The organism is Bifidobacterium sp. UMB1197 (assembly GCF_030217745.1).
Taxonomy (GTDB): domain Bacteria; phylum Actinomycetota; class Actinomycetes; order Actinomycetales; family Bifidobacteriaceae; genus Bifidobacterium; species Bifidobacterium vaginale_B.
Genome location: NZ_JASOOL010000008.1, coordinates 58383 through 81945 on the forward strand (window position 1 = coordinate 58383; position 23563 = coordinate 81945).

16 protein-coding genes and 1 pseudogene are annotated in these 23563 nt (G+C 39.4%); 6 read left to right on the forward strand and 11 right to left on the reverse strand.

Going from position 1 to position 23563, the window contains the following annotated elements:
- Window positions 1–2 precede the first annotated feature (2 nt).
- The gene (locus tag QP420_RS05490) at window positions 3–1316 is read right to left on the reverse strand and encodes an RNA polymerase sigma factor (protein WP_415688715.1); all 1314 of its coding nucleotides are present in this window, start codon (window positions 1314–1316) and stop codon (window positions 3–5) included.
- A gap of 163 nt (window positions 1317–1479) precedes the next feature.
- Window positions 1480–2418 carry a hypothetical protein gene (locus tag QP420_RS05495; RefSeq protein ID WP_415688714.1) on the reverse strand — a complete coding sequence of 313 codons (939 nt, stop codon included), beginning with the start codon at window positions 2416–2418 and terminating at the stop codon, window positions 1480–1482.
- A 153-nt stretch (window positions 2419–2571) separates the two neighbouring features.
- Between QP420_RS05495 and QP420_RS05500 the strand changes: the two genes are divergently transcribed.
- A complete protein-coding gene (locus tag QP420_RS05500; protein ID WP_415688713.1) occupies window positions 2572–3672 on the forward strand; it encodes a polyprenyl synthetase family protein in 1101 nt (366 codons plus the stop codon).
- Window positions 3673–3755: 83 nt separating this feature from the next.
- Complete coding sequence (locus QP420_RS05505; RefSeq protein WP_481616781.1) at window positions 3756–6035, forward strand: protein kinase domain-containing protein; 2280 nt, start codon at window positions 3756–3758, stop codon at window positions 6033–6035.
- Window positions 6036–6046: 11 nt separating this feature from the next.
- On the opposite strand, the gene QP420_RS05510 is transcribed toward QP420_RS05505, so the two are convergent.
- The gene (locus QP420_RS05510; RefSeq protein ID WP_415688711.1) at window positions 6047–6739 is read right to left on the reverse strand and encodes a lysophospholipid acyltransferase family protein; all 693 of its coding nucleotides are present in this window, start codon (window positions 6737–6739) and stop codon (window positions 6047–6049) included.
- 71 nt (window positions 6740–6810) lie between these two features.
- On the opposite strand from QP420_RS05510, the gene QP420_RS05515 reads away from it, so the two are divergent.
- Window positions 6811–7356: a hypothetical protein gene (locus QP420_RS05515; protein WP_481616782.1), complete on the forward strand. Its 546-nt coding sequence runs from the start codon at window positions 6811–6813 to the stop codon at window positions 7354–7356.
- Here the strand turns inward: QP420_RS05515 and QP420_RS05520 are convergent.
- The 6 genes from QP420_RS05520 to QP420_RS05545 form a co-directional block, all read right to left on the reverse strand.
- Window positions 7332–8372, reverse strand: a complete 1041-nt coding sequence (locus QP420_RS05520; RefSeq protein WP_481616783.1) for a class C sortase — start codon at window positions 8370–8372, stop codon at window positions 7332–7334. The genes QP420_RS05515 and QP420_RS05520 overlap by 25 nt on opposite strands.
- Window positions 8373–8460: 88 nt before the next feature.
- Window positions 8461–10212, reverse strand: a complete 1752-nt coding sequence (locus QP420_RS05525; RefSeq protein WP_481616784.1) for a SpaH/EbpB family LPXTG-anchored major pilin — start codon at window positions 10210–10212, stop codon at window positions 8461–8463.
- Window positions 10213–10435: 223 nt separating this feature from the next.
- Window positions 10436–14302 (reverse strand): Rib/alpha-like domain-containing protein, encoded by a 3867-nt coding sequence (locus QP420_RS05530; protein WP_481616785.1) that lies wholly within the window; start codon window positions 14300–14302, stop codon window positions 10436–10438.
- A gap of 430 nt (window positions 14303–14732) precedes the next feature.
- Window positions 14733–16013 (reverse strand): MFS transporter, encoded by a 1281-nt coding sequence (locus QP420_RS05535; RefSeq protein WP_481616786.1) that lies wholly within the window; start codon window positions 16011–16013, stop codon window positions 14733–14735.
- 377 nt (window positions 16014–16390) lie between these two features.
- A complete protein-coding gene (locus QP420_RS05540; protein ID WP_481616787.1) occupies window positions 16391–17344 on the reverse strand; it encodes a hypothetical protein in 954 nt (317 codons plus the stop codon).
- Window positions 17345–17354: 10 nt separating this feature from the next.
- Complete coding sequence (locus QP420_RS05545) at window positions 17355–17861, reverse strand: GNAT family N-acetyltransferase (protein WP_415695539.1); 507 nt, start codon at window positions 17859–17861, stop codon at window positions 17355–17357.
- A 496-nt stretch (window positions 17862–18357) separates the two neighbouring features.
- On the opposite strand from QP420_RS05545, the gene QP420_RS05550 reads away from it, so the two are divergent.
- Window positions 18358–18720, forward strand: coding sequence for a hypothetical protein (locus QP420_RS05550; protein WP_481616788.1), 363 nt, complete (start codon window positions 18358–18360; stop codon window positions 18718–18720).
- Between the two features lie 111 nt (window positions 18721–18831).
- On the opposite strand, the gene QP420_RS05555 is transcribed toward QP420_RS05550, so the two are convergent.
- Both QP420_RS05555 and QP420_RS05560 read right to left on the reverse strand, forming a co-directional pair.
- A complete protein-coding gene (locus QP420_RS05555; RefSeq protein WP_481616789.1) occupies window positions 18832–19731 on the reverse strand; it encodes a hypothetical protein in 900 nt (299 codons plus the stop codon).
- Window positions 19732–20137: 406 nt separating this feature from the next.
- Window positions 20138–20395: a type II toxin-antitoxin system RelB/DinJ family antitoxin gene (locus QP420_RS05560; RefSeq protein WP_481616790.1), complete on the reverse strand. Its 258-nt coding sequence runs from the start codon at window positions 20393–20395 to the stop codon at window positions 20138–20140.
- Window positions 20396–20799: 404 nt separating this feature from the next.
- On the opposite strand from QP420_RS05560, the gene QP420_RS05565 reads away from it, so the two are divergent.
- On the forward strand, window positions 20800–21573 hold the full coding sequence (locus QP420_RS05565; protein WP_481616791.1) for a hypothetical protein: 774 nt from the start codon (window positions 20800–20802) through the stop codon (window positions 21571–21573).
- A pseudogene (locus QP420_RS05570) lies at window positions 21555–23563 on the forward strand (hypothetical protein); the annotation flags it as partial. The gene QP420_RS05565 and the pseudogene QP420_RS05570, both read left to right, overlap by 19 nt.

A 23563-nucleotide genomic window follows, 5' to 3' on the forward strand; every position in this document is an offset into this window, starting at 1 on the left:
AATCACTGATCTAAGAAGTCACGCAAAGTCTGCGATCTAGATGGATGACGCAACTTAGACATAGTCTTAGACTCAATCTGGCGAATGCGTTCGCGAGTAACTCCATACACGCGCCCAATATCGTCCAAAGTCTTAGGCTGGCCATCTTCCAAGCCGTAACGCATTTTAATAACACCAGCTTCTCTAGGAGCCAATGTTTCCAAAACCTGCTTAAACTGCTCTTGAAGAAGCGAGAAAGCTACTGCATCCGAAGGTGCAATTGCATCGGTATCTTCAATTAAATCACCAAACTCGGAATCGCCATCTTCACCCAAAGGAGTATGCAAAGAGATAGGCTCACGACCATACTTTTGAACTTCTTGCACTTTTTCTACAGGCATATCAAGCTCGCGCGCAAGCTCGTCTGGCGTAGGCTCGCGACCCAAGTCTTGGAGCATTTGACGCTGAACTCTAGAAAGCTTATTAATAACTTCCACCATATGCACTGGAACTCGAATTGTACGAGCCTGGTCTGCCATAGCGCGAGTAATGGCCTGGCGAATCCACCACGTTGCATAAGTTGAGAACTTAAAGCCCTTCTTCCAATCGAACTTTTCTACAGCACGAATTAAGCCAAGGTTGCCTTCCTGAATTAAATCAAGGAAAAGCATGCCCCTGCCTGTATACCTTTTAGCAAGAGAAACAACAAGACGAAGGTTTGCTTCAAGAAGATGATCCTTAGCTTTCTTACCGTCTGCTGCAGCCCACTTTAACTCACGCTTGCGCTTAAATTCCATTTGATCGATTTGAGTGTCGAGCAAATGCTGAGCATACAAGCCAGCCTCAATTCTCTCCGACAAATCAACCTCTTGCTCGGCATTAAGCAGGCTCACGCGACCAATCTGCTTTAAATAATCCTTAACAGGATCTGCAGTAGCTCCTGTAGCGATTACGCGACGCTTTGGATTCCCAGAAGGAGTTAGATTATCGTCATCGTCATCATCTCGAACAATAAAAGCACCTTTAGCTTGTGGAACTTGCGGAGCTTCTGGCTTGTTTTCTTCGCTATCTTCGTTATCTTCTTCGGAAATATCGTCTAGATTATTAATGTCGTCAACGTCGTCCAAGTTGTCTACATCGTCTACATCAAGATCATCGTGGATTTCATCAAAATCTTCATCTTCTAAATCCATGTGATCTTCGTCTGGATCCATTGGCGCATCAACATCAACGTCTACATCAACATCTTGAGCATCAACATCTTCTGCCATTTTAAAGTCCTGCTGTTCTTCTTTGCTCGTCTTGGAATCGACAATCGCTTTATCTTTGCTCGCCAAACTTTTCCTCCTGTAGATTCCCCGCTAGCACAAAGTAATCTGCCAAATTAGGCATTTAATTTTGCTATACCCTAAAGGCACTCTACTATACCACAAAGGCATAGTTATGGCAAGGGCAACTTTTCTTTAAGAAGTTAATCATCTTCTAAGGACGATTCTTTCTTTATGTACGATTTTTCTTTGTTTTTTCTTGAAAATCGTTAAAGTTTTTACACCAAGCTGGCTCTACATGATTGCTATAAGCGTTATAAACAATTCTAGCCATAGAACAATCTGGATCTATGTCTAATGCCATTTCAACATATTTTTCAACGTCTCCCAGCTTAAACCACCAGCTTATATAGCACATTAGAGCGTAAACTTGCACTTTTAACTCTGGAATTCCATCTACAACACAAGCCACTGCCTTCAACAGATTTACCGCGTCTAGAGCTTTGCAAATATCGGGAAGCTCATGTTCTTCATTAAACTTTTCTTCTAGAAAATGCCTTAAAGCTTTAGACATCTCTTTTGTTCTAGGCTCTAAGGCTAGAGAAAGCAAAGAATCAATATCGTAATATTCACCTTTAGAATCCAATAAAGATACAAGCAGCGTGTCTCGAACGTTAATGTTGTCAAACATTGCAATCGGAAGCATTATAAGGTCGTAGCCTACAATGTTTCCGTCTTTTTTGGAAATCATATTATGCCAGTTTCTTATTGATTGATTTACAAAAATATCAAAAGCCGAAAATACTTCTGATTTCCCTCTAACATCTAAATCCCTATTTATATAATCAATGTATTTTTCAAAAAAGTCTTTTGCCAACACTCTAAGATTTTTAATCCAATCATCGTTGTAACCATGATGATTGTTAACATAATCTTTAGGAATGTCTAAAACTGCTACGCACTCTTTTGGAAGATAACTAAGATTCACCTTCTCTATACTTCTTCCAGCAACATTACTCACAGCAAAATAGTCTTCGGAATCGCAGCAAATCATGCTAGCAGCATATAGATTTGTCATCTCTTTAAGAGTTGAATATTCATGCTCTTTGTTTTCAAAAAAATGCGTATCTTCTAACTCATTGTCTATTATTTCACCATTTATTGTTTCCATAATTCCTCCTTTTTTGTGTTTTTAAATTTGTAAATAAGAGTTTTGCAGCACGCAGGCAATAATGCAATAAAAATTAAGCAATGTGGTTAAAGGCTATAAATCCTAGAAAATACTCAATTTACAATGTCTAAGGCATGTGGATAACTCGTAAATATGAGTTTAGATTCTCAAAGGTCATGCATTGATACGCGTATAAGCGAATTAATTTATAATCAATTTGACTCTTTAGCTTGTAAAAATCTTATTTCTAATTGCAGCGAAACACTTAAAAGCGTTGTATCTCAGGCTATTTTGTCTAGCCAAGGCGGAAAACGACTTAGAGCATTATTAGCTTTAAAGGCTTTTGACGCAGCCAAAGAGAGCAGTAAAGAGAACAATGGCCACTTTTCCAATGACTCAAAAAGCGCAATGTTAAACCTTGCTTGTGCTTTAGAAGTATTTCAAACGGCAGCGCTTGTTCACGACGATATAATCGACGAATCCGCTTTAAGGCGAGGAAAACCAAGCGCTTATTGCGCATTGTCTAAAGCAACAAACAGCCAGCATATTGGAACTGGGCTTGGATTAATGCTCGGAGATATTCTAGCGTCTCAAAGCTTCGATATATCTAGAAAAGCGTGCGAAAATCTTCAAAATCCACATGAGGTTTTATGCGAGTTTGCAAACATGCAAAAAAACGTTGGAATTGGCCAAATTCTAGATCTTTCAATAGAAATGATGAGCCTAGATAATCCACAAAAACTTGCCGAATCTTCTATAAACGTTTTTAGGTGGAAAACCGCAAGCTACACAACTATTGCACCTCTTTCTCTAGGATTTTTAGCTGCTGGAATGCAAAAAGATTATGCAATAGACTTAGCAAACCAGATTGGCGACCCCTTGGGAATTGCATTCCAACTTGCAGACGATCTTTTAGATATTGTTTCGGATTCTGCTCACACTGGAAAGCCGATTGGAGGAGATATTAAAGAAGGAAAACGCGCTGTTCTTTTAGCAGACGCATTAGAACTTTGCACTCCCGAAGATAAGCTCTTCCTTATAAACGCATACACTTCTAGCAGCAGAAACGAAGATGATGTTAAAAGAATCATTGATATTTACAACAAAAGCGGCGCTATAAGTAAGTCTAAAGAACGCATTCATAATCTTTGGGTTAAATCGCAAGAAAAAATAAGCAACAGCACGCTAAACGCCAATAGCAAAGTCATTCTTAGAAATATTTCTAGCATGTTTATACCTAAAGAATGGCAATAAGTATAAATTAAGACTATTCTTTACTGTATTACCTGTACACTTTTAAGTAGTGGGTTTTAATACGCGTATAAGGGATTTACTACATGAGTGAAGTTCAAGCGCAACCAGGAATGTGTATTGAAAATCGCTATCGCATAGTTAAAAAGATAGCAGAAGGTGGCATGGCCACTGTTTATCAAGCGCAAGATGAGCGTCTTAATCGCCCTGTTGCGCTTAAAATCATGCATACGCAACTTGCTCAGGGAATCCACCGAGAACAATTTATTGCAAGGTTCCGCAGAGAAGCAACTTCTGCCGCCGCAATCGCAAATCCGCATATTGTTCAAGTCTACGATACTGGCGAATTTGAAGGACTTGACTACTTAGTTATGGAATATGTTCATGGCGTAAATCTTAGATATGAGATGAACAAATACGGCACTTTTAGCGTAAAAGACACTTTACGCGTGCTGGCTCAAACTTTAGACGGTCTTGCATCCGCACATCTTGCTGGCGTTGTTCACAGAGATATTAAGCCAGAAAATATTTTGATTAACGACCGCGGAAACGTGCAAATCACTGATTTTGGACTTGCGCGAGCGGTATCTCAAGCCACTCTTTCTTCTACAGGGCTTCTTCTTGGAACGGCTGCATACCTTGCACCAGAAATGATTGAGAAGAATCTTGCAACTCCGCAGGGAGATTTATATTCTGCAGGAATGATGGCTTGGGAAATGCTTGCTGGGCGTGTTCCTTTTAACGCAGATAATCCCGTAACGCTTGTTTTTAAGCATGTTCACGAAGACACTCCTTCTATAAAAACTGTTTGCAAAGATATAAATTCTTCTGTTGCTGATTTTCTTAGCGCTATTACCGCTCGAGAAATGGAAAAAAGACCAGCCGATGCCAATAAAGCGCTTAACATTTTAAGAAGCATTTGCGCTGGATTAAGCGAGCAAGAATGGCAATATAAGTTTGATGCAAATTCAAACGATGAAAATCAGTCTATTGAAGACTCGATAATCGCCAGCAAGTTTGAAGATAAAAAGTCTAATCTAAAATCTCAAATACCACTTCCTCCTAGCTTTGCTAATAACCTGAACTCTTTAGAAAACGAAGAAGTGCTAAATAAAACTGCAGATATAGATAAGACTGCAGATATTGATAAAACAACCGATATTAATGCCACTCAAACCTTAGAAACAAAGAGCTTCGATTTTGGTGAGGAATCTTCAAACTATTCAACTTCAACAACTTCAACAAACAGCAATCCGCTTGAAGACTTTAACGACAATAATATGCTCACTGTTACAATGCGCGCTCCGCAGTTTATTAGTGAACGTTTAAAAGCTAAACGAAATAAGTCTAATAATGCAGACAGCAACGGCAAAGAAACGCACAAAAACACGCGCAAAAACATTGTAATTGCATCTTCCAGCTGCGCGGCAATTGTTTTAGCAGCAGCTGCATTTGGAGCGTACTGGTACTATTTAGGCCCTGGAAGCTACTGGTCTTTACCAAAACCAAGCACGCAAGAATGCGCATCGCAGAGTGCGTGCAAAATAACAAACATTCCTTGGGTAGATTACGAGCGCACGCTTAAAGTATCTAATATTCCTTATTCCGTTTCTAAAGACTTTAGCGACAACATACCCGAAGGAAACATTATTTTCACTAATCCAGATTTTAGTGGCGGTAAAGTTTCTAAGCGCAATAATGGCCGCTTGAAAGTTGTTGTTTCCAAAGGCATACGCAAGTCCACTATTCCAGAAGACATTATGGATCCAACTTCTAGCGCAGGGAAAAATCCTATAAAAGCTTTAAAGAAGGCTGGATTTACTTCTATTACGCATAAATCGAGCGATGACATTTACTCTTTGGAAATCCCTAAGGGTTGCGTTGTTGAAATTTCACCAACCCCTGGAATGCAAATGAATCACAATAAAAACATTACCGTGATTCTTTCTAAGGGACCTATGCCTGTTTCTATGCCAGACGTTGTTAATCTTACAAAAGAAGAGGCCGACAAAGCCTTTGGCGAAGCAAAACTAGTTCCAAACTACAGCGAAGAGTTTAACGACAAAGTTGAAAGAGGCAAGATTATTAGCACGTCCGTGCAAAAGGGAGAGCAACTACATTGGGGAGATAAACTCGATGTGGTTGTTTCTAAGGGGCCAAAGACTATAACAATGCCAGATGTGCGCAATAAGAACGCTAACGAAGCTAGAAGAATACTTGAATCGCTTGGGCTAAAAGTTAATATTTCTGCGCCTTTGGGCGATCTTATGCATACTGTTAGGTTCCAATCCGCAGCTCCAGGGTCTCAAGTTAGAGTTCTAGACGAAAGCGGAAACCCAACAACCGTAACGCTAACGATTATTTAGCGCTCGATTATTTAGCGCTCTTCGCGCGCATCTTGCATGCGCTTTTTAACAGTTTGAGCATATTCGTCAACGTACTCTTGACCGCTCATCTGTTGAATTGCCATGGTTACTTTATTGGTAAGATCTCGAAGAATGTCGTGAGTAATGTCTTCTGGATTCATCTTGCTAACTTCAATTGGCTCGCCATAAATCGCCTTTGTATTGCCCTTTGCAGGCATAATCTGACCATGTTTTTGAAGCTCGCGAGTGCCAATAATTGCAACTGGAATAATCGGGCATCCCGTTTCTAGCGCCAATCTTGCAGCGCCAGAATGACCCTTATAAAGCTTTCCGTCTGGGCTTCTTGTTCCTTCAATGTGAATTCCAAAAAGCTGACCTTTTTCTAGGATTTCTTTAGCGTGATTCAACGCACCAAGCGACTTAGACCCACCAGAACGATCCACAGGGAACACACCAACAGACGTAAACCACCACTTTTTAAAACGACCCTTTAAGCCCTTGCCTTCAAAATACTCGGCTTTGCCCATAAAATGAATCATGCGCGGGCATGTAAGAGGTAAAAGTGCGTCGTCAATAACAGCAAGATGATTTGCTGCAATAATCGCGCCGCCTGTTTTAGGAATGTTGTTAACTCCTTGAGCAGTAGGATGAATCCTTAAGCGTGCAATGAATCCAAACCCCTTTACAAAGAACCAATACAACATGCTAACCCCGTTCTAGCAAGATTCGCAAAACAGCATTCCAACTATCAAGCAGACTTGCTACAGTATAATTCATGACTTCTTCTAAGAATACCAACTCCCATAACCCTTTGCCAAATAGCGAAAACAGTAATGCTAACAACTCGCTTGATAAAAACTTTGACGATTCATGGTCTCAATTTGTTAGCGAGCATAAAGAGGATTTTAACGATTTAGAAAAGTCAAAAAGTGCAAAAATCTTTAAAAAACGCATTAATCAAGCGGCAAAACCGTTAAAAAATATAGCGTTGAGCGATAAATCTGATTTAAAAAAATCTGGTCCAAGAGATAATACCAAATTAAGCTGGCTGGATGTTGATAAAACAATGGACGAATACGGAGATGACTTTATTGCCCCAAACCCTCATTTTAACAACGTTTCCATTACCCTTATAGTTTTATGGATCGTGTTTATTCTGGGAATTTTAGGCATGATTTTAAGCGTTCTAGTGCCATATCTTGCACTTTATACTGGCTCTGTTAGTGCTTTCCTATTTTTGATTGGCGGCGCAGGCCTACTTATGTCTAGAAAAAAGAGCAACACTTCTATCGAAGACTATAACGAGTTTGGAAGGCTATAGGCCAGGTGCATTCCTCGCGGAGCAAGATTATCTCTGCGCTTTCTAACTATAGCAATAATCATTGTGGCAAGAACCACCGCGCAACTTATTAATGCTATAAGGAACATAGTCATCCAGAATGGCCACTGTAGCTTATCCCCTGGCACTCCAACAGGATCTGGCAGAACGCGATACCCCGTTACCAAAAGCCGCTGCGTGTTCACACCGTACGGCGTGCAAGTAAGAAGCGTTGCCAAATCGCGACCCTTTTCTCGCTGCAACAAACTAATATCTTCTGGATCCACAACGCTAATGCGAAACACCTTGTAGCGCAATGTTTTGCCTTGCACATCAAAATAAAAATAGTCGCCTTTTTTTAAATCCACCAATTCGTCGAACATAGTGGCGTTAGTTAATCCAGTGTGAGCTGTTACAACCGTGTGACGATTTTTACCACCAACTGGCAAATCCGTACCATACAAATGACCAGCTCCGCGAGATAAAACATCTGGAGAACTACCGTGATAAATCGGCAGCTTTACGCCAATTTTGGGGATTTTTACAATGCCCATAATACCCATTGGCTCGTCCAGTACTCTTTCATACTCTTTGTAATCGGCAGTCTTCATGTAATTTGTGCTGCCGTCATACGGGTCGGAGCTAATAATCGACTTATGATGAGCATTGTATTCACGAGCTTTACGAAGATTTTTTCTACGCACGCCAGCCGCCTGGTCAAAATTGAATTTGTCGTAAGCTACGGAAATCTCCTTCGAAACCTTGTTATTCCACAAAGTTGATGCCACTGGATACGTAAAACAAAGTATTGCTGCTAGTGCCAGAATGATTGGTTCAACAACGCATTTAAAAACGGATTTTTTTGAATTTGCAGAATTTGAATCTACAGACGATTTGTTTGCAGACGATTCGTTTGCAGACGATTCGTTTTGAGTGGATTTAAGAATACGTAGTCCTGCTAATCGCGCTACCCTCTTTAAGCTGCTGCGGCATGCATTTGCAAATTTAGTAAAACTCATAAATCCACTTCCAAAAGTAAAACAGGGGGCTAAGCAAATACCGCCCAACCCCCTGAGTCTTTTATAAATATATTGACATTAGAAGAGACTAAGCGCGCTGCTTATCTTCTTCTTTGCGATTGTTGCGAGTGTAAATAAACACGCTTGCAGCAATCAAGATAATGCCAGCAAGAGCGAAAATAAACACGCCAGCCGCACCTGTTGCAGGAAGCTTGAACCAAGAATTATGGTCGCCGCCTTGAGCAAGCATATTCGGGAACTTGGCAGTTGTAAGAACGCCCTCTTTAATCGTTTCAGACATTACACGTGGAGAAAGCACATACTTATCTGGAGCTTTAACCTCAACAATGTAAATAGTGCCAGCAGCGGCCTTATATGCTGTCTGGAAGGCACCACCTTTAACAGTTTTTCCATCAAAAGCGGTAGCAGCTTTGCACTCAGTTATATTTGCCAACTCTTTTCCTTCAGCAAGACCCTTAGAGCAAGCATTAGCATTCTTTGAATCTGTAAAGATCTTAAACTCAGCACCAGGAAGCTTATTATTTGGATTTCCATCTTCGTACTTATCTACCTGAAGTGCGCCAAATTTAGTAGTTGTTTGGCTGCTAGGATTATCTCCACTTGGAACAAAAGGCGTATGATCAGGATTCTTATCTCCCTTGCTATGGCCCTTAAAGTAACCAGACTTGTTTACAATCTGATTATTTGATGCAATAGCACTGGTCTTAAAATCATCTGCAACTTTAAACGAGAGCTTAACGGAAATCTTAGGAGCCTCGCCAGTAGCATCATTCAATGCAGTAGCAATTTTCGTTAAACCAGCGTCTTCAAAAGTTACAAGAATACGAGTGCGACCAGACTCAATGCTTCCACTATGGTCAGAATCAGTAGTAGAAGTTGGCATAGTGACTTTGTAATCAGTAGTTGGCGTCAACTTAGTATCGCCAATCTTCACCTCTGTAACAGCCTTATCTAGAGTCTGATCCTTGTTGCTCTTATCCTTTAACGCCGTCAAAGATGCTGGAGCATCATCAAACACAGCAAATCCCTGAATGTTATCCTTGCTCCACTTGCCTTTTACAGGAGCTGGGTTTGCAGTCGTGACAACTTGCGATGCAATCGTATAATTAAACGTATCGTCAACGCCAGCAATACTCTTCTCATTATCAAGCGTCTTAGTAATAGAAGTAGAAAGATCCTTGTTCTTAGGCTTAATAGTCACATCGTAGTTGAAGTGATTCTTACTATTCTTCTGCTCTATCAAAGGCAAAGTAATGTAGAAGGACTTAAGATCGTTCATACCATAATTGTCTGGGAATCCTGTCTCCTCAACCTTATATAAGCCAAGAGGAAGATTCTCGGAACCATTTTGACCAGAAGTCTTGATTACAGCCTTACCGTCACTGCCAGTAGTGCCAGTGTAAAAAGTATTCTTATCGAGAGTTGCTACGCTATCTTTACCATCATTCAAATCAGCAACTACGCTAGCAATATTTTGCCAAGTAGAATAATCAGCAAAATCGCTCAAAGTAACAGTATTAGTTGTAGTACCTGCGGCAGGAACATTAATTGACTTTACTTTGGTTACTGTAAAAGTAGCGCCAGGAAGCGGAGTTGACGTTTTCTTATTTTGATCAGTAACGTACTTGTACTTCATAATAGTGAGCTTGGCAGTTTTTGGAGCGCCCTGTGCCCACGGAGCAACAGGGTCTTGAGTAGCAGTATTCGACGAGCTTGCCCAAGCAACCTCAGATACCGTTACAGCGCCAGCAACGCACATTGTGCCAGCCATCGCAAGCGACGCCACCGCCGCTATGCACTGTTTTGTGAATTTGTTCATATCCAGTCCTTTCATAAATGCTGTTTCCAGCAATTAAAAGTTTTGAAATTTTGATGTAAGTATTTACTTTTTTGGTTTTAACCGAATTATTTACGCAATTTGCTCATAAATGAGTAAATTTTTTAAGTCTAGGAATATTATGTTGCAATATCACGCTCCAAAATTCCATGAGACTTTGCATTAAAAACATGCACATCAAAAACATGCACCCCGTAGAAAAGCTTCATACAAGTCGCCACCTTCCAAGCAACTCGTGACCGCGCTTAGTTTGATCCATTACAAACACGGCAGCAACCAAACTGCACAACAGCGCAGAAACAACGCACAAAGACGCGTTCCAGCCGCAATCGCCAGTCTCTGGCAATCTAAACGGCTTAGCAATACGAATTACAAAAGTCTTAAAATCGTAATCTACGCCCTTTGTGTATCCATAATTTTGCATAAAATCGTCATAATCTATGTTGTGCTTATAATCACCCAATTCGTCAAAAGCCTTACGAGTAGCAGGATTATCAAACGCCCATGCAGCGCACACATAATTTCCAGGCTTCGATTTATAACCCTCAACAGTAGTAGTCGTACGTTCTGCAGCAAGAGGACTATCGTCAGGGTAAGTTGCATAAGGCTTTTTACCATACAAAATATGCTTCGCCTCACAGGTGCCTTTACCTTTGCCATTTAAGCAATAATCCTGGCTCAAGCCTTTTTCTGCTATATTGCTCCACTGAACTGGATTATTTACTTTTAGCCCACCAAGATTACTAGAAAAATCATTATAATGACTATCATCGTTTGGATCATCGCACAAAACTCTAAGATCTACTTTATTGCGAACATTGTGCATTGACCAAGCATCAATAAAAGGCTTATGCCTAAGTTCCATGCCACTCATAAGCGTAATACCATTACCCGTACCAGGTTGATTGTAAGGGTCACTAATATCTGGCGCAGAACTTTCATTAGCCGTAATAGGCTCATACGCACGCACGCTTATGTGTACGTCGTTTTTTTGAACAACGTCTGGCGGATCTACTTTTACTTTTGCATACACAGGGTGCTTGTAATTTACCGAATCTTTCTGATCGGTTGAAGTACCATCTGGGTAGTGCACAACAACTTCTGCCCAATACTCACCAGGCTTCTGCCAAACATTTGGGCGGAATGTCACACTGCCATACACTCGAGCAGAGCTAGAATCAATTGCTTGAGACTTGTCTTTCACTTTATTATCTTCATTGTCTTCAAAAGCAGACCAATTATTTTTTTCTTGCGGATATTCACTAGGGTCTTTACCGTCTACTTTTTTAACCAATCGTTTAATCGTAAACCATGTACCTTTAGGAGACCTCTCGCCATCTATAATGTCAGCTTTATCATCTTCCAAAGAAACACCATTACCATCTTTAGTGCTTCTCGGCTTATCAGAACTATTAAATTCCCTATTCTCAAAAAGACCAGCTTTTATAGTAGGAACTTTCTTGTAGGTTGGATTATAAATTTGATTATCGTGCGCTTTAACCGTGAATTGGAAAGTATTTTCAACCCACTCAACACCTCGTTTATTCTCATTACTAATGGCTGGAATATCGCCAAAATTGAATAAACTTCCGTATGAGCTAGATTGCAAATTAGCAATGGTGTCGAAATGTTCAAGAGACTTATTGTATTGTGTTTTGCCTTCTTTCGACTTATCGTGAAATGCAAATACTCGGCACTCGTATCTGCCAGTTTTTCTTGGCAAACTACTTTGCGTAGTACCAATCAAAGCTCGCGAGCGCTCCATAGTGCCATTTGTTTTTTTGTTGTACTCACTACTCCCAATATATTTGTAATCAAAAGCAGACTTATCGCATTTAGCGTCTTTTGAGCACTCTTGCTCTTGTTTAGTAGTAGCGCGATCCCATGAATGGAACTCAGTAAAAGTCAAGCCATTAATATTGTTGTCTTTTTTACTATCAGAAGGTTTAAGAAGCTTGTAATCGTCACTACCAACCTTATGACAAATAGCGCGGAACTGAATCTTACCTTTAGCGGCAGCAGACCATGAGTCAAGCAATAGTCCAGTGTAGGTTTTGTTACCGTCTTTAATGCTTATTGGATCATGTTTGTAAAGTTTAAAGCTATTTTCACTATAGCTAGGACCCATATCGCCATCATGAGTGCCTTTGCCTAAGTAGAAAACTAAATGTAAATCATTACTGCCCTTTTTAGCAGTAAGTTCGTTTACCCTCACGTGTGCATAAACTTGATTACCGTCTTTTGACGTTGAACCATCGGGATAATGCACTATAACAGGAGTATCCCTATCGCCAGGACCCGTAGCTCTGCCAGGCGTAAACGTTACTTTACCAGTATTTTTATCAACAGCATTAATTTTTGACCAAGAAAGCTTTGGCTGAGACTTGTTGCTATTTTGACCAATCTCAAACCACGTACCTTGTGGAAAATACGGATTAGTACCATCATTCTTTGGAGTGGACGTAACAGTTTCACCAGGCATAACTTGTGTATGTTGATAATCTGGATACACAGGCTTATAAAAATGAGACATAGGCCAAACATGGAATTTAGCTTCAACAATCTCAGAAAATCGCGGAGTTTTCTGCTGATTAAACGTGCAATGATATTTAGTAGGATCAGGGTAAGTAATCTTAATCGGAATAGTAACTACGTGATCCTTTTTCTTATCAGTATCTTTAAAATACTTATCTGCGTTAAATAACACTCTGCCAGTAGAACTATCAACCCACACATGACCTTTAGAATTTGTAGGCGCGTTTCCAGTATCAAAAGTAACTTTTATTTTATTATTTTTATTATTATCAAGATACGCATCGCCGCCACTAGAATATTCTAGATTTTTAGGGATGTTTTCGTACAACCTATTTCTTACACCAGGCTTGGAATAGACTGGAACGTATTTTTGAATAAGATTGTTATTTTCATCTATAGTAGATATATTCTCCCAAGTACCATCTTCAACATATGGCCTGATTGAAGCAGAATTCCAAGTCTCAGCATCTTGTGCGACCTCAAACTTCAAACCACCTTTAGAATCTGGATCCGTACTGTTAGCATACTCAACATTATCTGGAATACCATCACCGTCGGTATCGTATGGACCATAAACCGCATAAAGACGTTCGTGGCTAGTACCATTGTTTGACTGATATCCTGCAACAATTGGCATATAATGCGGGTCGGATCCTGGCTGCATATCAGCATCAATTACCCACTTATAAACATAAGTTCCAGCAGCCTTTTCTGAATCAGCAAGCTCTACACCAAAATCTCCAGAATCCAACCACTTTTTAACTTCGCATAAACTGTATTTTCCAGCGTATTTTCCAGTAGAAGTGTACTTACAGCCAAAAGCGCCATTACCTACACTATCATTCCAATCGTTTTGAAATTTATCATCGCCATAATTATGATTGTCGCGACCGTGCCACCTCGAATACCAAGTTTTTATTGTATCAGGAATTGGTACAGTATCACTACCTACTTTTTTCGTACTATTTTGAATCTGCCAGTCAGTTCTATGCCTAACAGCTGCTTCGCCATACAAACTTCTCATAGACCTAACAATTCTAATAGAATCAGTAATCAACTTAGAAGGAAGAAAGACGTAAAGCCATGGAGTTTTATTTATAACAATTCGAGGCGTTGGCGACACTTTATTATAGAACGCATAGTTAAAATAAATGGTGTACCTTACGTGATTAGGGTTAGAAGAGTCAACTTCTGGATAATCAATATGCATGTATTGAAAAGCAGTAAGAGAGTTATTGGCGTCATCAGCAAAATAACCATGGCCATCTTTAAGCCACCAAACCTGCGCAGCGCTTGCAGAATTAGGTGAAACAACAAACATGGCAAAAATAGTGGCAGCTGCTACAAACATTGATAATAGCGCGCGACGAATGTGACGCAATCTAGAAGCGTTCCTACCAGTGCACCCTTTAGAGCAAGTATTAGATTCTAGCAAAGTTATAGCAGAACCGCCGGCATCATCAAGCACATGATGACGGTTCACAAAACCACAAACTGTGCGTATAAGGTTAGAGAAACAGCCGCAAAGCTGCAACATTCCAACGCCTCGATTCCTAAAATCTAAAAGCTAATCGAACACTAATCAAATACTGATTAAATACTGGTCGAATACTAATGCTTATTAGTTTTAGTGCCAATAAGCATGGCCAGAGTGCGGAGCACGTGTACTGTTATACCCCCCCCCCACGCTGAATTTCAAGCAAATGTTGCATCTTTTTTCAATATTCGTAAAAATTCCTATATTCTATAAAAATCACCATAAAATACGTTGAGAATGTGTTGAAAACTTGATATTTTTCGCTTTTTTAATGACAAAATTATCATAATAGGCGTGTCGCAAACACAATATACACTTACTTAACATAAGCATAACCACAATATACAGCGATTTCACCTCACGCACAGCCATGCACGCATCTGTCCCATTTTCGTCAATTGAGACAAAGAAAGTCCTAATTCCTACGCAACTAATCCGTAGCGTAACTAGTGTTTGGCAGCTGAGGCAAAACAGCCAGCAGGCCAGCAGTGGAAATCAGCGCTAGTATAGGCAAAAGCTGCCATTGGAACGTAGACGAGAATGCAAATCCAATCCAAGATCCAGTAGTAGCACCAATCGCAAATGCGAGGCGCGCCCAACCAGAAAACTTAGCGAGCGTACTTCCTTTAAACAGAATCTGACGCGCAACAATAATCGGCTCTACTAGTAGCATTCCGCCAATCGCTTCAAGTAAGAATGCAAAGCACATCATTGGCAAAAGATTAATAAACATAAAGCAATAAGCAGCTAAGCTCACAGCAATACCCAAAATCGCAACTTTTCTTAATCCGAGTTTTTGAGAAGAGTGCGCATATAAAACGGACGCGAGTACGCTTCCTACACCAGTGAAAATATACAGTATTGTTAAAGAGTTAGAGCCATATTGCTTACCAAAACCGAGCAGGATATAAGAAACAGAGCATGCAGGAATAAAAGCAACCAAAAGAGATCCAGCAAGAAGCATGATTTTACTCTTGAGTAATGGATTCGCAAATTGCTTAGCTGCAGATTTGGAATCAACGCCATTTTCTTGATTTTCTTGCGATTCTTGCGATTCATTCTCTACATCTTGCAACGCTTCCTCTTCTGCGCAAGACGCTTGCGCAATGTCTTGTTTCATAATAAATCGCGTAGCACAAGCCGCAAAAGAAGTGACGGACGAGAAAATCAAAACCGCAGGAATCGACCAGCTTGCAATCCACGATCCAAGCGGAGAGCCAAGCAAGGTTCCTGTAATACTCGCCAAAACGCTCACAATGCCGCTGTAGTTGACAATCATGCCGTCATCGCCGCCTGCAGCATCAACCTCGAAAACTTCGCTAGCAATATCAATCACTTGACCAGTAATCAACAACGCGCAAGAAAGAGCTACAAGCGACCACTTCCACGCAGGAGAGCCAAGCATAAGAAGCGGTAGCAAACTGAGCACGCCTTCTACGCCTTCAGTCATAGCAAGAGCGCGAAAACCGCCAAGCTTATCAACAATCCAACCAGAACATGGCGAAAGAAAATCGGCAACCGTCATAAAAGTCTTACGAAAACCAATCACCCAAGCCGGCAAGCCCACAATAATAATCGAAGGCAAAACCGACCCTTCATACGCCTGATTGCCGAGCATAGAAAAACAGAATCCAACCAGCGCCCATCGCAATGCTGGACTAATAGATCTCATACGAATAAAGATATTATCTTTGCTAAAAATCATCTTCACTGCAACCAGCTCTCCTCTAAAACTCTTTCAAAATAACGCATGCCTACATGCAAGCTTACTTGCAAACTTACATAACTATTACACGCATGCCTACATGCAAACTTACATAACTACCTTCAAATCGCTATCCAACTTAAATAATTCAATACAAACTACACAAATCCAATAGCTTATTTGACAAATTTAATAACACAATACTCTCGTTTAAAAAAAAAGCAAAAATTGCATTATGTCTTAGCAAATATCACACTATTATGTATGTTTTGGTGCATTTAATCACATTATTATGTATTGCGTAACTATCAGCATAAAAGCAAACACTTTCCACGTACGTAGAGCCCTTTGCTTAAAGAAGAAGAAAACAGTCTTATAAAATCTTATGCGGCTACTGCGGTTCTTCTCCGTGGGTGCCACTTGATAACAAGAACAATATTGGTAAGCACAATGCCAACAACTACGCTCACCCATGCCAAACTCGGTGTAAGAAGCCAAGCGAGAACACCGAAAATCAGCAGTCGAAGCAGTACAACAATAACTAAGAAAGGCCAACTTTTTGTTAGGCATTTCTGTTGATCAGCCTTCAATGCGCCCATCAGAACCATAATCGCAGCCGCCGCGCAAGAAAATAGCATATTTCCGAAGAATATGACGAGTAGCGTTCGCCAGCCAGCGATAGTACAAAGCATCCACCATTGCAGCATCAATGCAAGCAAAAATGTAACAACAGCATATACTGCTTCCATCAGCATATTCGCAACGATTAACGAGGAGAATGTTAAAGACACGCCTCTAGGAGTGTCTGTTTTACCTTCGCTCGCATTCTGTAATGCAATCGTGTTTCTCACCTCGGCGCGCTTTACGCGCTCTTCTTCAAGCATTTGAACGCCAAGCTCAACCGATTTCTTTGAAGCTTCCTGTAATTGCGCATCCGTCATACCTGGCTGCCAAGGCTTTTCTAAAACAAACATCAACACACTAGTAATCGCTGCGCCAATAATAATGCTTAGCAGCGTAGTATTGGAAACAAGCAATAGAGCAATACCAGAGGTCACCAGCAGCCTGAGCACAAAATCGATGATTCCAATAAGCAAATACCCGTCATCTGGTCTACGATGCCTATACCACTGCAGATACGCTGCACTTAGCAGCGAAAACACCACAACACTCAACGCGAGTATGACCACAGTTTCCCAACCTAGTACGCGGTGCCCTACGAACTGCTGTACAAGCAGCGCAACAATAAGCGTGCAAACGCCAGCAACAGTTTCTGTAACCACATTATCCCAAAAAGCATGCTTGAAAAGCACTGGCCTTACCTTCGTCTCACTCATCATCTTTCCTCTATATATTAATCCAATACCTTCTTGTTGTAACGTTTCCTCTTGATAAGCTATTTTTAACTTTGTTTTCTAAAATTCCACCATTATTTTCTATAACTCGTATGGATCCAATATTGTCATCATCGCATGTAATCAAAATTTTATGTAGATTCAAAGTCTCTTTACAATATGTAAGTGCCATAGAAAGCATTTTTGTTCCATAGCCCTTCATACATTCAGATTGTCTAACTTCATACCCTATGTGGCCACCATAGTTAATCAAAAAAGAATTTAATTCATGCCTAATATTAATCTCACCAATAAATTTTTCATTATCTATCAACCAAAATGTAGTAGCTCTAACATAATTTTCAGGCAAATTTATACCATGTTCATAGTTATAAGAACTCTCTATAATTGTCTCAGGGTGTATAAAACGTCTTTCTGCATTCGGCCTAAAAATTTCATCTTCTTCATTTGCTTCTATATAACCTTGGATATATTTACTATCTGGTCTAATTAATTTCATAAGTTCCTCTTATTCTTAATATGCAATTCTAATAAGAATACAATTCTATTAAAATTAGAATCCATAATAGTCTGTTTAGTTTTAATAATAGCCATCGCGAAACATAATATATAAGAGCAAAATCAAGCAGATTACGCATTATCTTCCAAAAGAAAATCTGGTAAATCACCATAACTGAGACTTTAAAAACAGCAGCGGTACTACGTGGTCAAACAATACAGTATCGCAAATTGTAAACTATATGTTATTGATTATCGTATTACAATGTGCTATTACATAAGCAGAATAAAATTTTGAACATAAAATAAAAATTCGGGGTGCCACAATTTAGACACTCCGACCAAATAAAGTAGAGTATTCTACAACTTGGTAAAATAGTCTATATTGCTTGTGTGGCAACAAATGGATATAAAAAAAAAGTCCATTTGCAACAAATATAGATAACAATACAATAAAAGAAAAATAGCAGGGAAAGTTTTTTAAAGATGGGAGAAAAATGTTTTACTTTGACACTTCGAAGCTTACAGATGATGCAATAACATTAATTAACAGTTGCGATATTGAAGATGCATATTTTGATTTTGGTGGACGTCTTAAAACAGGCAGCGACTTACGCTATAAATTCGAACTAGTTTATTACATCGACATATACTATCTTGACTCAACACGTTACCCTGCATTTGATGATTTCTACAACACTAAAATAGCTAAAATAGAAGATTTAAAAGATAAAATTCCCCGCGACACAGTGGAATGGTTTTATAAGCGAAGAATAGATTATCTTAACGGCAAAATAGAAGAGGATTACGACCTTAAAAGCGGCAAGTTCTCAAAACTTTATGATAATAACGACGACTGAAAAATTTACTGAAAAATTGGGAAAGCAAAAAGCGGCCGTTTAAAAAATGAAACAATAACCGCTTTTTATAATTTAGCGTACAAAGCTCCGAAGCCGAAGTTTCGGAGAGTGTTATCTATCAGCTATTGACAGATGCTTATAATAATATTTTCCATAATTCTTCCAGAAATATTCAACGTCAGAAGGAGTGCCTACAGGGTTGTCGCCCTTGTTCATGTCGTGAAGGAATTGCAAAGCTTCATCATCGGATTTGAAAGGCTTATCGAAGTAATAATCTCTTCCCACGTATTCAATAATTTTCGCGTAACGAATTTTTTCTCTCCTAAGTTGCCTTTTCATTCTTTCAGGTAAAGAGTCTTCATCTTCCGCGCAGGCTATATACGCCTCAGGGCTGCCCATTATACCTCTTCTAATTAGCAGTTTTCTATAAACTGCAATGTTTCTGTTTTTAGCTTCTTCTAAAATTTTGTAGTAATATGCATTACCAGAAATTTCATAATATTCATCACCATCAACGTCATCCTCAATATCTTCAGATGCAAGCTTCTGAATATCGGCGTCTACATCGATGTTAACATTCTCTGGATTTTCTTTTCTTTCTTCTTTAACGCGCAGAACATCTGGTCTTAAAAATTCAATAACAAGCACTGCAATAACTAATATTGTGTAGTTATATTTCACTTCATTTGGAATTAAGAAAAGAACCGCTGTCATTACAACATGAATTATTAAGTTATGTTTTACAATCTTATTGAAAAAAGTATTATTTCTGTAACTGCTGGGTTTAAAAATAAGATTATTATTTTTATGATAAATTAGCTCAACATAGCAGATGCATACTAAAAATACTACTAGCGTGATTAATGACATTATCGATTGATATACCTGAGCGTGCAATAATAATCTTTCAAAAACGTTAATAAGATAGCAGTATTTCATTGTTTCTGACGTTATCAAAATTAAAGCTATGATAATTGAACGTGATGTTAACTTTTCTCTTATTTCTTTCATAATTAATTGCTCTTTCTTGAAAAATATGTCACGCAATTTTTACCATCATTTTTTAAATTTTATAAGCGAGAAGATTTAAAAAATTATACTTTGTTTTTCGCTGATTATACTAGCGACAGAGGACTCAAAATAGCCTAAATGCCCCTAGGCTATATGTCGCATTATGCCTTAGACATATCGCACTATTATCACACTATTATGTATGTTCTGACGCATTTAATCACATAATTAATTAATCACATAATTATATGTATTTTAGTTTTTTAATCACATAATTATACGTATTGAGTAATGCTCAGCATAAAAACGCAGAAAGACACATAGCAAAAGCATTGGTTTTAGCACTAAATGTTTTAATTTTCTAAAACCAAGTTCACACCACGGCTGCTAATCAGCGTTCAAGCTCCTAAAAAACATCATCTATCGGATAACTATCACCACGAACCGCCTGATCATAACCTTTAGCCATCAACGCGTTAAACGTTTTCTCATCCATATCATCTTGTGCTGGAAGAGACTTTGGAATAGTAAGCGAAAACGGAATACCCTTATTAAGAATGATTTGACGATAAAACATGTCAATAGCCGTAGCCCTAGGAACTCCAATAGTTTCCAGAATCTGCTGCACCTGCTGCTTAATATTCTCTTGTATTCTCACATTCATATTCGCTGTATTCAACAAAGTACTAAACGATTTAGTATCAAAATTATAGTGAGGCAATAAACTACAACATTTGTTTAGTGATTACCCAATCACAAATCTGCGACACACCATAAGACGTATAACAGATTACGAAAATAATAAGAAATTTTATTAAAAGTTATGTTGTTATAACATTTTGCAAGAAATTTTCATTTAGCTCACCCCCCCCCCGCAGGAAATTTTACAGTCTAAACTAATGTCAAACTGAAAAATATTATAAAAAATAGCAAAAAATGATAGAATTTTAAATAGACTCATTTAAATAGAGAGCTTTATTACTAGCTTTGGAGAGATTTGTCATAGAATTCGTTCTATTTATTTGTTTGGAAATTCGTTAAAAATTAGGGAAAATTAAGGAGATTGTTATGGCTACCACTAATCCTTCAAAACATACATCATCATCAAAATCTTCTAAAAAGCGTTCTGCACACAAAGTGCACACACTTCCGTTAGCAACAATGGCTGCTTTGTTGACAGCAGCAACCTGCTTAGGCAGCCAGCCTGCAATGGCTGTTCCAGCAAACAAAGTTACTACACCAACACAGGCTGGAGTAGTTAGAAGTCTTACGAATAGCACCGGTGCTGAGTCTCAAAATCGTGAAGCTGATGTGGTTGTTAACAATCCAGGATGGCTTAAAACTCCTAGTATTCTTGAGTTCCAGCGTTATCGTGCTACTAATGATGAAAATAAAGATAAAAGAACAATGAATTCCGACGATTATGGTAGCGATGAGCACAATACTCTGATTAAAAAAACGGATATGTATGCACATATCGAAACAATAGATGGTGCTAAATATCTTGTATTCGACGTGTTCTTCAACAATGATGCTCAATCGATGGTAACAGCTTCAAAGAGGCAGTGGTATATATGGCAAGTACCATACCAAATTGCTAAGTTAAAGTCCGATGGTTTGTTCGAAAACGACACGATTCGCGACTTACGTTTTGACGCTTACAAACTTAAAGATGCATCAGAAAATGACAAAATAAAACGCAAGATGAACTTTACTCTTTCGCGCGATTTTGGCAAGTTTGAAAAAGTAGACAATCAGTCAACAACTATAAACTTCCCAAATGATGGTGAAAAAAATTCGGCGGCAATAGGAATAAGTCTTCAATGTTCCAGTATAGTTTAGGACCGAATCAGACAAAATATGAAAGAGATATGAAAGATCTATTCCATGAGAATCACGATGATTACGCTATTGGTAAAGCAACTTGGCTAGATGGCCCATATAGTGGTAAGAATTATGGAATAGGTATTCAAACTTCAGAAGTAAATCTTGCATTCCATATGCATGCCGCAGTAAAGCTTAACGATACAGCAATTAACGAAAAAGCCACAACGTATGATGAAAAGTACGCTAATATACATAATGCTTGGACTTGGTCAGATTCTGCAACATATGGAAGAACAACAAGCTCATCCTACGCGTGGGTTTCTGGACGAGATCCAAAAGCTGACCAAGATAAAAACTTAAAACGTCACAAGGATGACAGCGAAGCGCCAAAAATTTATTACAATGACAAGGAAATAACCGACAATCAGACCATTAATCTTCATATAAACGATAAACTAAGCTTCACTACCAGCGATAACAAGGGCTATATTGAGAAGTTTAGCATTTCTGGTTTAACAAAAGATCCTACAGTCACGAAAGGCGATGGAAGCGAAAAGAAACCGCTTCCATCAGGCGAGATCACCGTTACTAAAGCCATGCGCAACAAGAAAGTAACTATTACTTCCGAGGATGGCTCTGGCAACGTTACAACGCGCACGGTTAAAGTCAAAGTTACTACATTTGCTAAAGAAAACCCTCTTAAAGGTCAAACCATTGATACTACGGTTGGTGAACCATTACCGAAATTGACAGAAATTGACAAATTTGTGACTGGTAAAAATGGCAAAAAGCTTGAAAAGCAGCCAACCTTAACGTGGAACGGCAAATCTCCTGCTCCAAACACTAAGACAGTTGGCGTATTTACCCATAGTGTTAAGGGAACATACTCCGATGACTCCACGAGTACAGCAACTGTAACCATCAAGGTTAAACCAAAGAAGCCAATTATCGACACTGATCTGACTGATCTTGCTGGAAAGAAAGGGCAGAAAGTAACAGTATCTGTTGGAAGCGGCATTCCTGAAGGCACTACTACAACAGTTAAACTGTTTGATAAAAATGGCAAGGAAATCGGCTCTACTACAACGATTAACAATGGTAAAGCGGAGATTACATTTAAGGATGGAATTCCTGAAGGCGACGTGTATGCAACAACGAATGTAACGAGGGAGCCTGGAACGACACCTGGCGGTAAAATACCAATTCCAGGATTTGAACTAACTTCAGAAAAAAGTGATACAAAAAAAGCTACTGCGCCTAAGGATGCTCAAAACCCGACTATCACTGCTACTGCTGATTCATCGTCTGTAACAGTTGGGCAAGATCTGAAGATTCACATTGTTGCTAAAGATGATGTGAAGGTTGAAAAAATCAACTATATAGACGCGCTAATGGGCGCCAATCTGCTTCAACAAGCTGATATCGTTGGTGGTCGTGCGAGTGTTTTACCAGAAACCACTAACACTGATCAGAAAAAAGTGTTGGATCTTACTGTTAAGAACATGCAGCCGAAGGAAGTTGGCACACATACTATAACCTTCACGGTAACCGACTCGGCAGGAAAAACCGGCAACGTAACTCTAAAGATAACCGTGAAGCCAGCTGCTCCAACCGTCACTGTCCCAGCAAACGGAAACGGTCAAGGCTCAGCCACGATCACTCCAGCAGCCGATACTGATACTCTGGAAATCACGTATACGCCAGAAGGTGACAACACCAACCCAACCAAATTCACTGTCAAGAAAGACACTGACGGCAAGTGGAAGAAGGGTCAAGACACTCCAGCAGGCGTAAGCGTTGATGAAACCTCTGGTGCAGTCACTATTCCAGCAGACAAAATCAAAGACAATAGTGAGGTAAAAGCTAAAGACTCTAAGAACGGTACCGAGAGCGATGAAAACACTGGTCAAACAGGAACTAACCCAACTAAGCCAGCTGCTCCAACCGTCACTGTCCCAGCAAACGGAAACGGTCAAGGCTCAGCCACGATCACTCCAGCAGCCGA

Coding starts and splice junctions, on each gene's coding strand:
- QP420_RS05565 (WP_481616791.1), top strand. CDS start 20,800: ATGGCTACCACTAATCCTTCAAAACATACATCATCATCAAAATCTTCT.
- QP420_RS05525 (WP_481616784.1), bottom strand. CDS start 10,212: ATGAACAAATTCACAAAACAGTGCATAGCGGCGGTGGCGTCGCTTGCG.
- QP420_RS05545 (WP_415695539.1), bottom strand. CDS start 17,861: ATGAAATTAATTAGACCAGATAGTAAATATATCCAAGGTTATATAGAA.
- QP420_RS05530 (WP_481616785.1), bottom strand. CDS start 14,302: ATGTTGCAGCTTTGCGGCTGTTTCTCTAACCTTATACGCACAGTTTGT.
- QP420_RS05515 (WP_481616782.1), top strand. CDS start 6,811: ATGACTTCTTCTAAGAATACCAACTCCCATAACCCTTTGCCAAATAGC.
- QP420_RS05540 (WP_481616787.1), bottom strand. CDS start 17,344: ATGAGTGAGACGAAGGTAAGGCCAGTGCTTTTCAAGCATGCTTTTTGG.
- QP420_RS05500 (WP_415688713.1), top strand. CDS start 2,572: ATGAGTTTAGATTCTCAAAGGTCATGCATTGATACGCGTATAAGCGAA.
- QP420_RS05495 (WP_415688714.1), bottom strand. CDS start 2,418: ATGGAAACAATAAATGGTGAAATAATAGACAATGAGTTAGAAGATACG.
- QP420_RS05560 (WP_481616790.1), bottom strand. CDS start 20,395: ATGAATGTGAGAATACAAGAGAATATTAAGCAGCAGGTGCAGCAGATT.
- QP420_RS05520 (WP_481616783.1), bottom strand. CDS start 8,372: ATGAGTTTTACTAAATTTGCAAATGCATGCCGCAGCAGCTTAAAGAGG.
- QP420_RS05555 (WP_481616789.1), bottom strand. CDS start 19,731: ATGAAAGAAATAAGAGAAAAGTTAACATCACGTTCAATTATCATAGCT.
- QP420_RS05510 (WP_415688711.1), bottom strand. CDS start 6,739: ATGTTGTATTGGTTCTTTGTAAAGGGGTTTGGATTCATTGCACGCTTA.
- QP420_RS05550 (WP_481616788.1), top strand. CDS start 18,358: ATGTTTTACTTTGACACTTCGAAGCTTACAGATGATGCAATAACATTA.
- QP420_RS05505 (WP_481616781.1), top strand. CDS start 3,756: ATGAGTGAAGTTCAAGCGCAACCAGGAATGTGTATTGAAAATCGCTAT.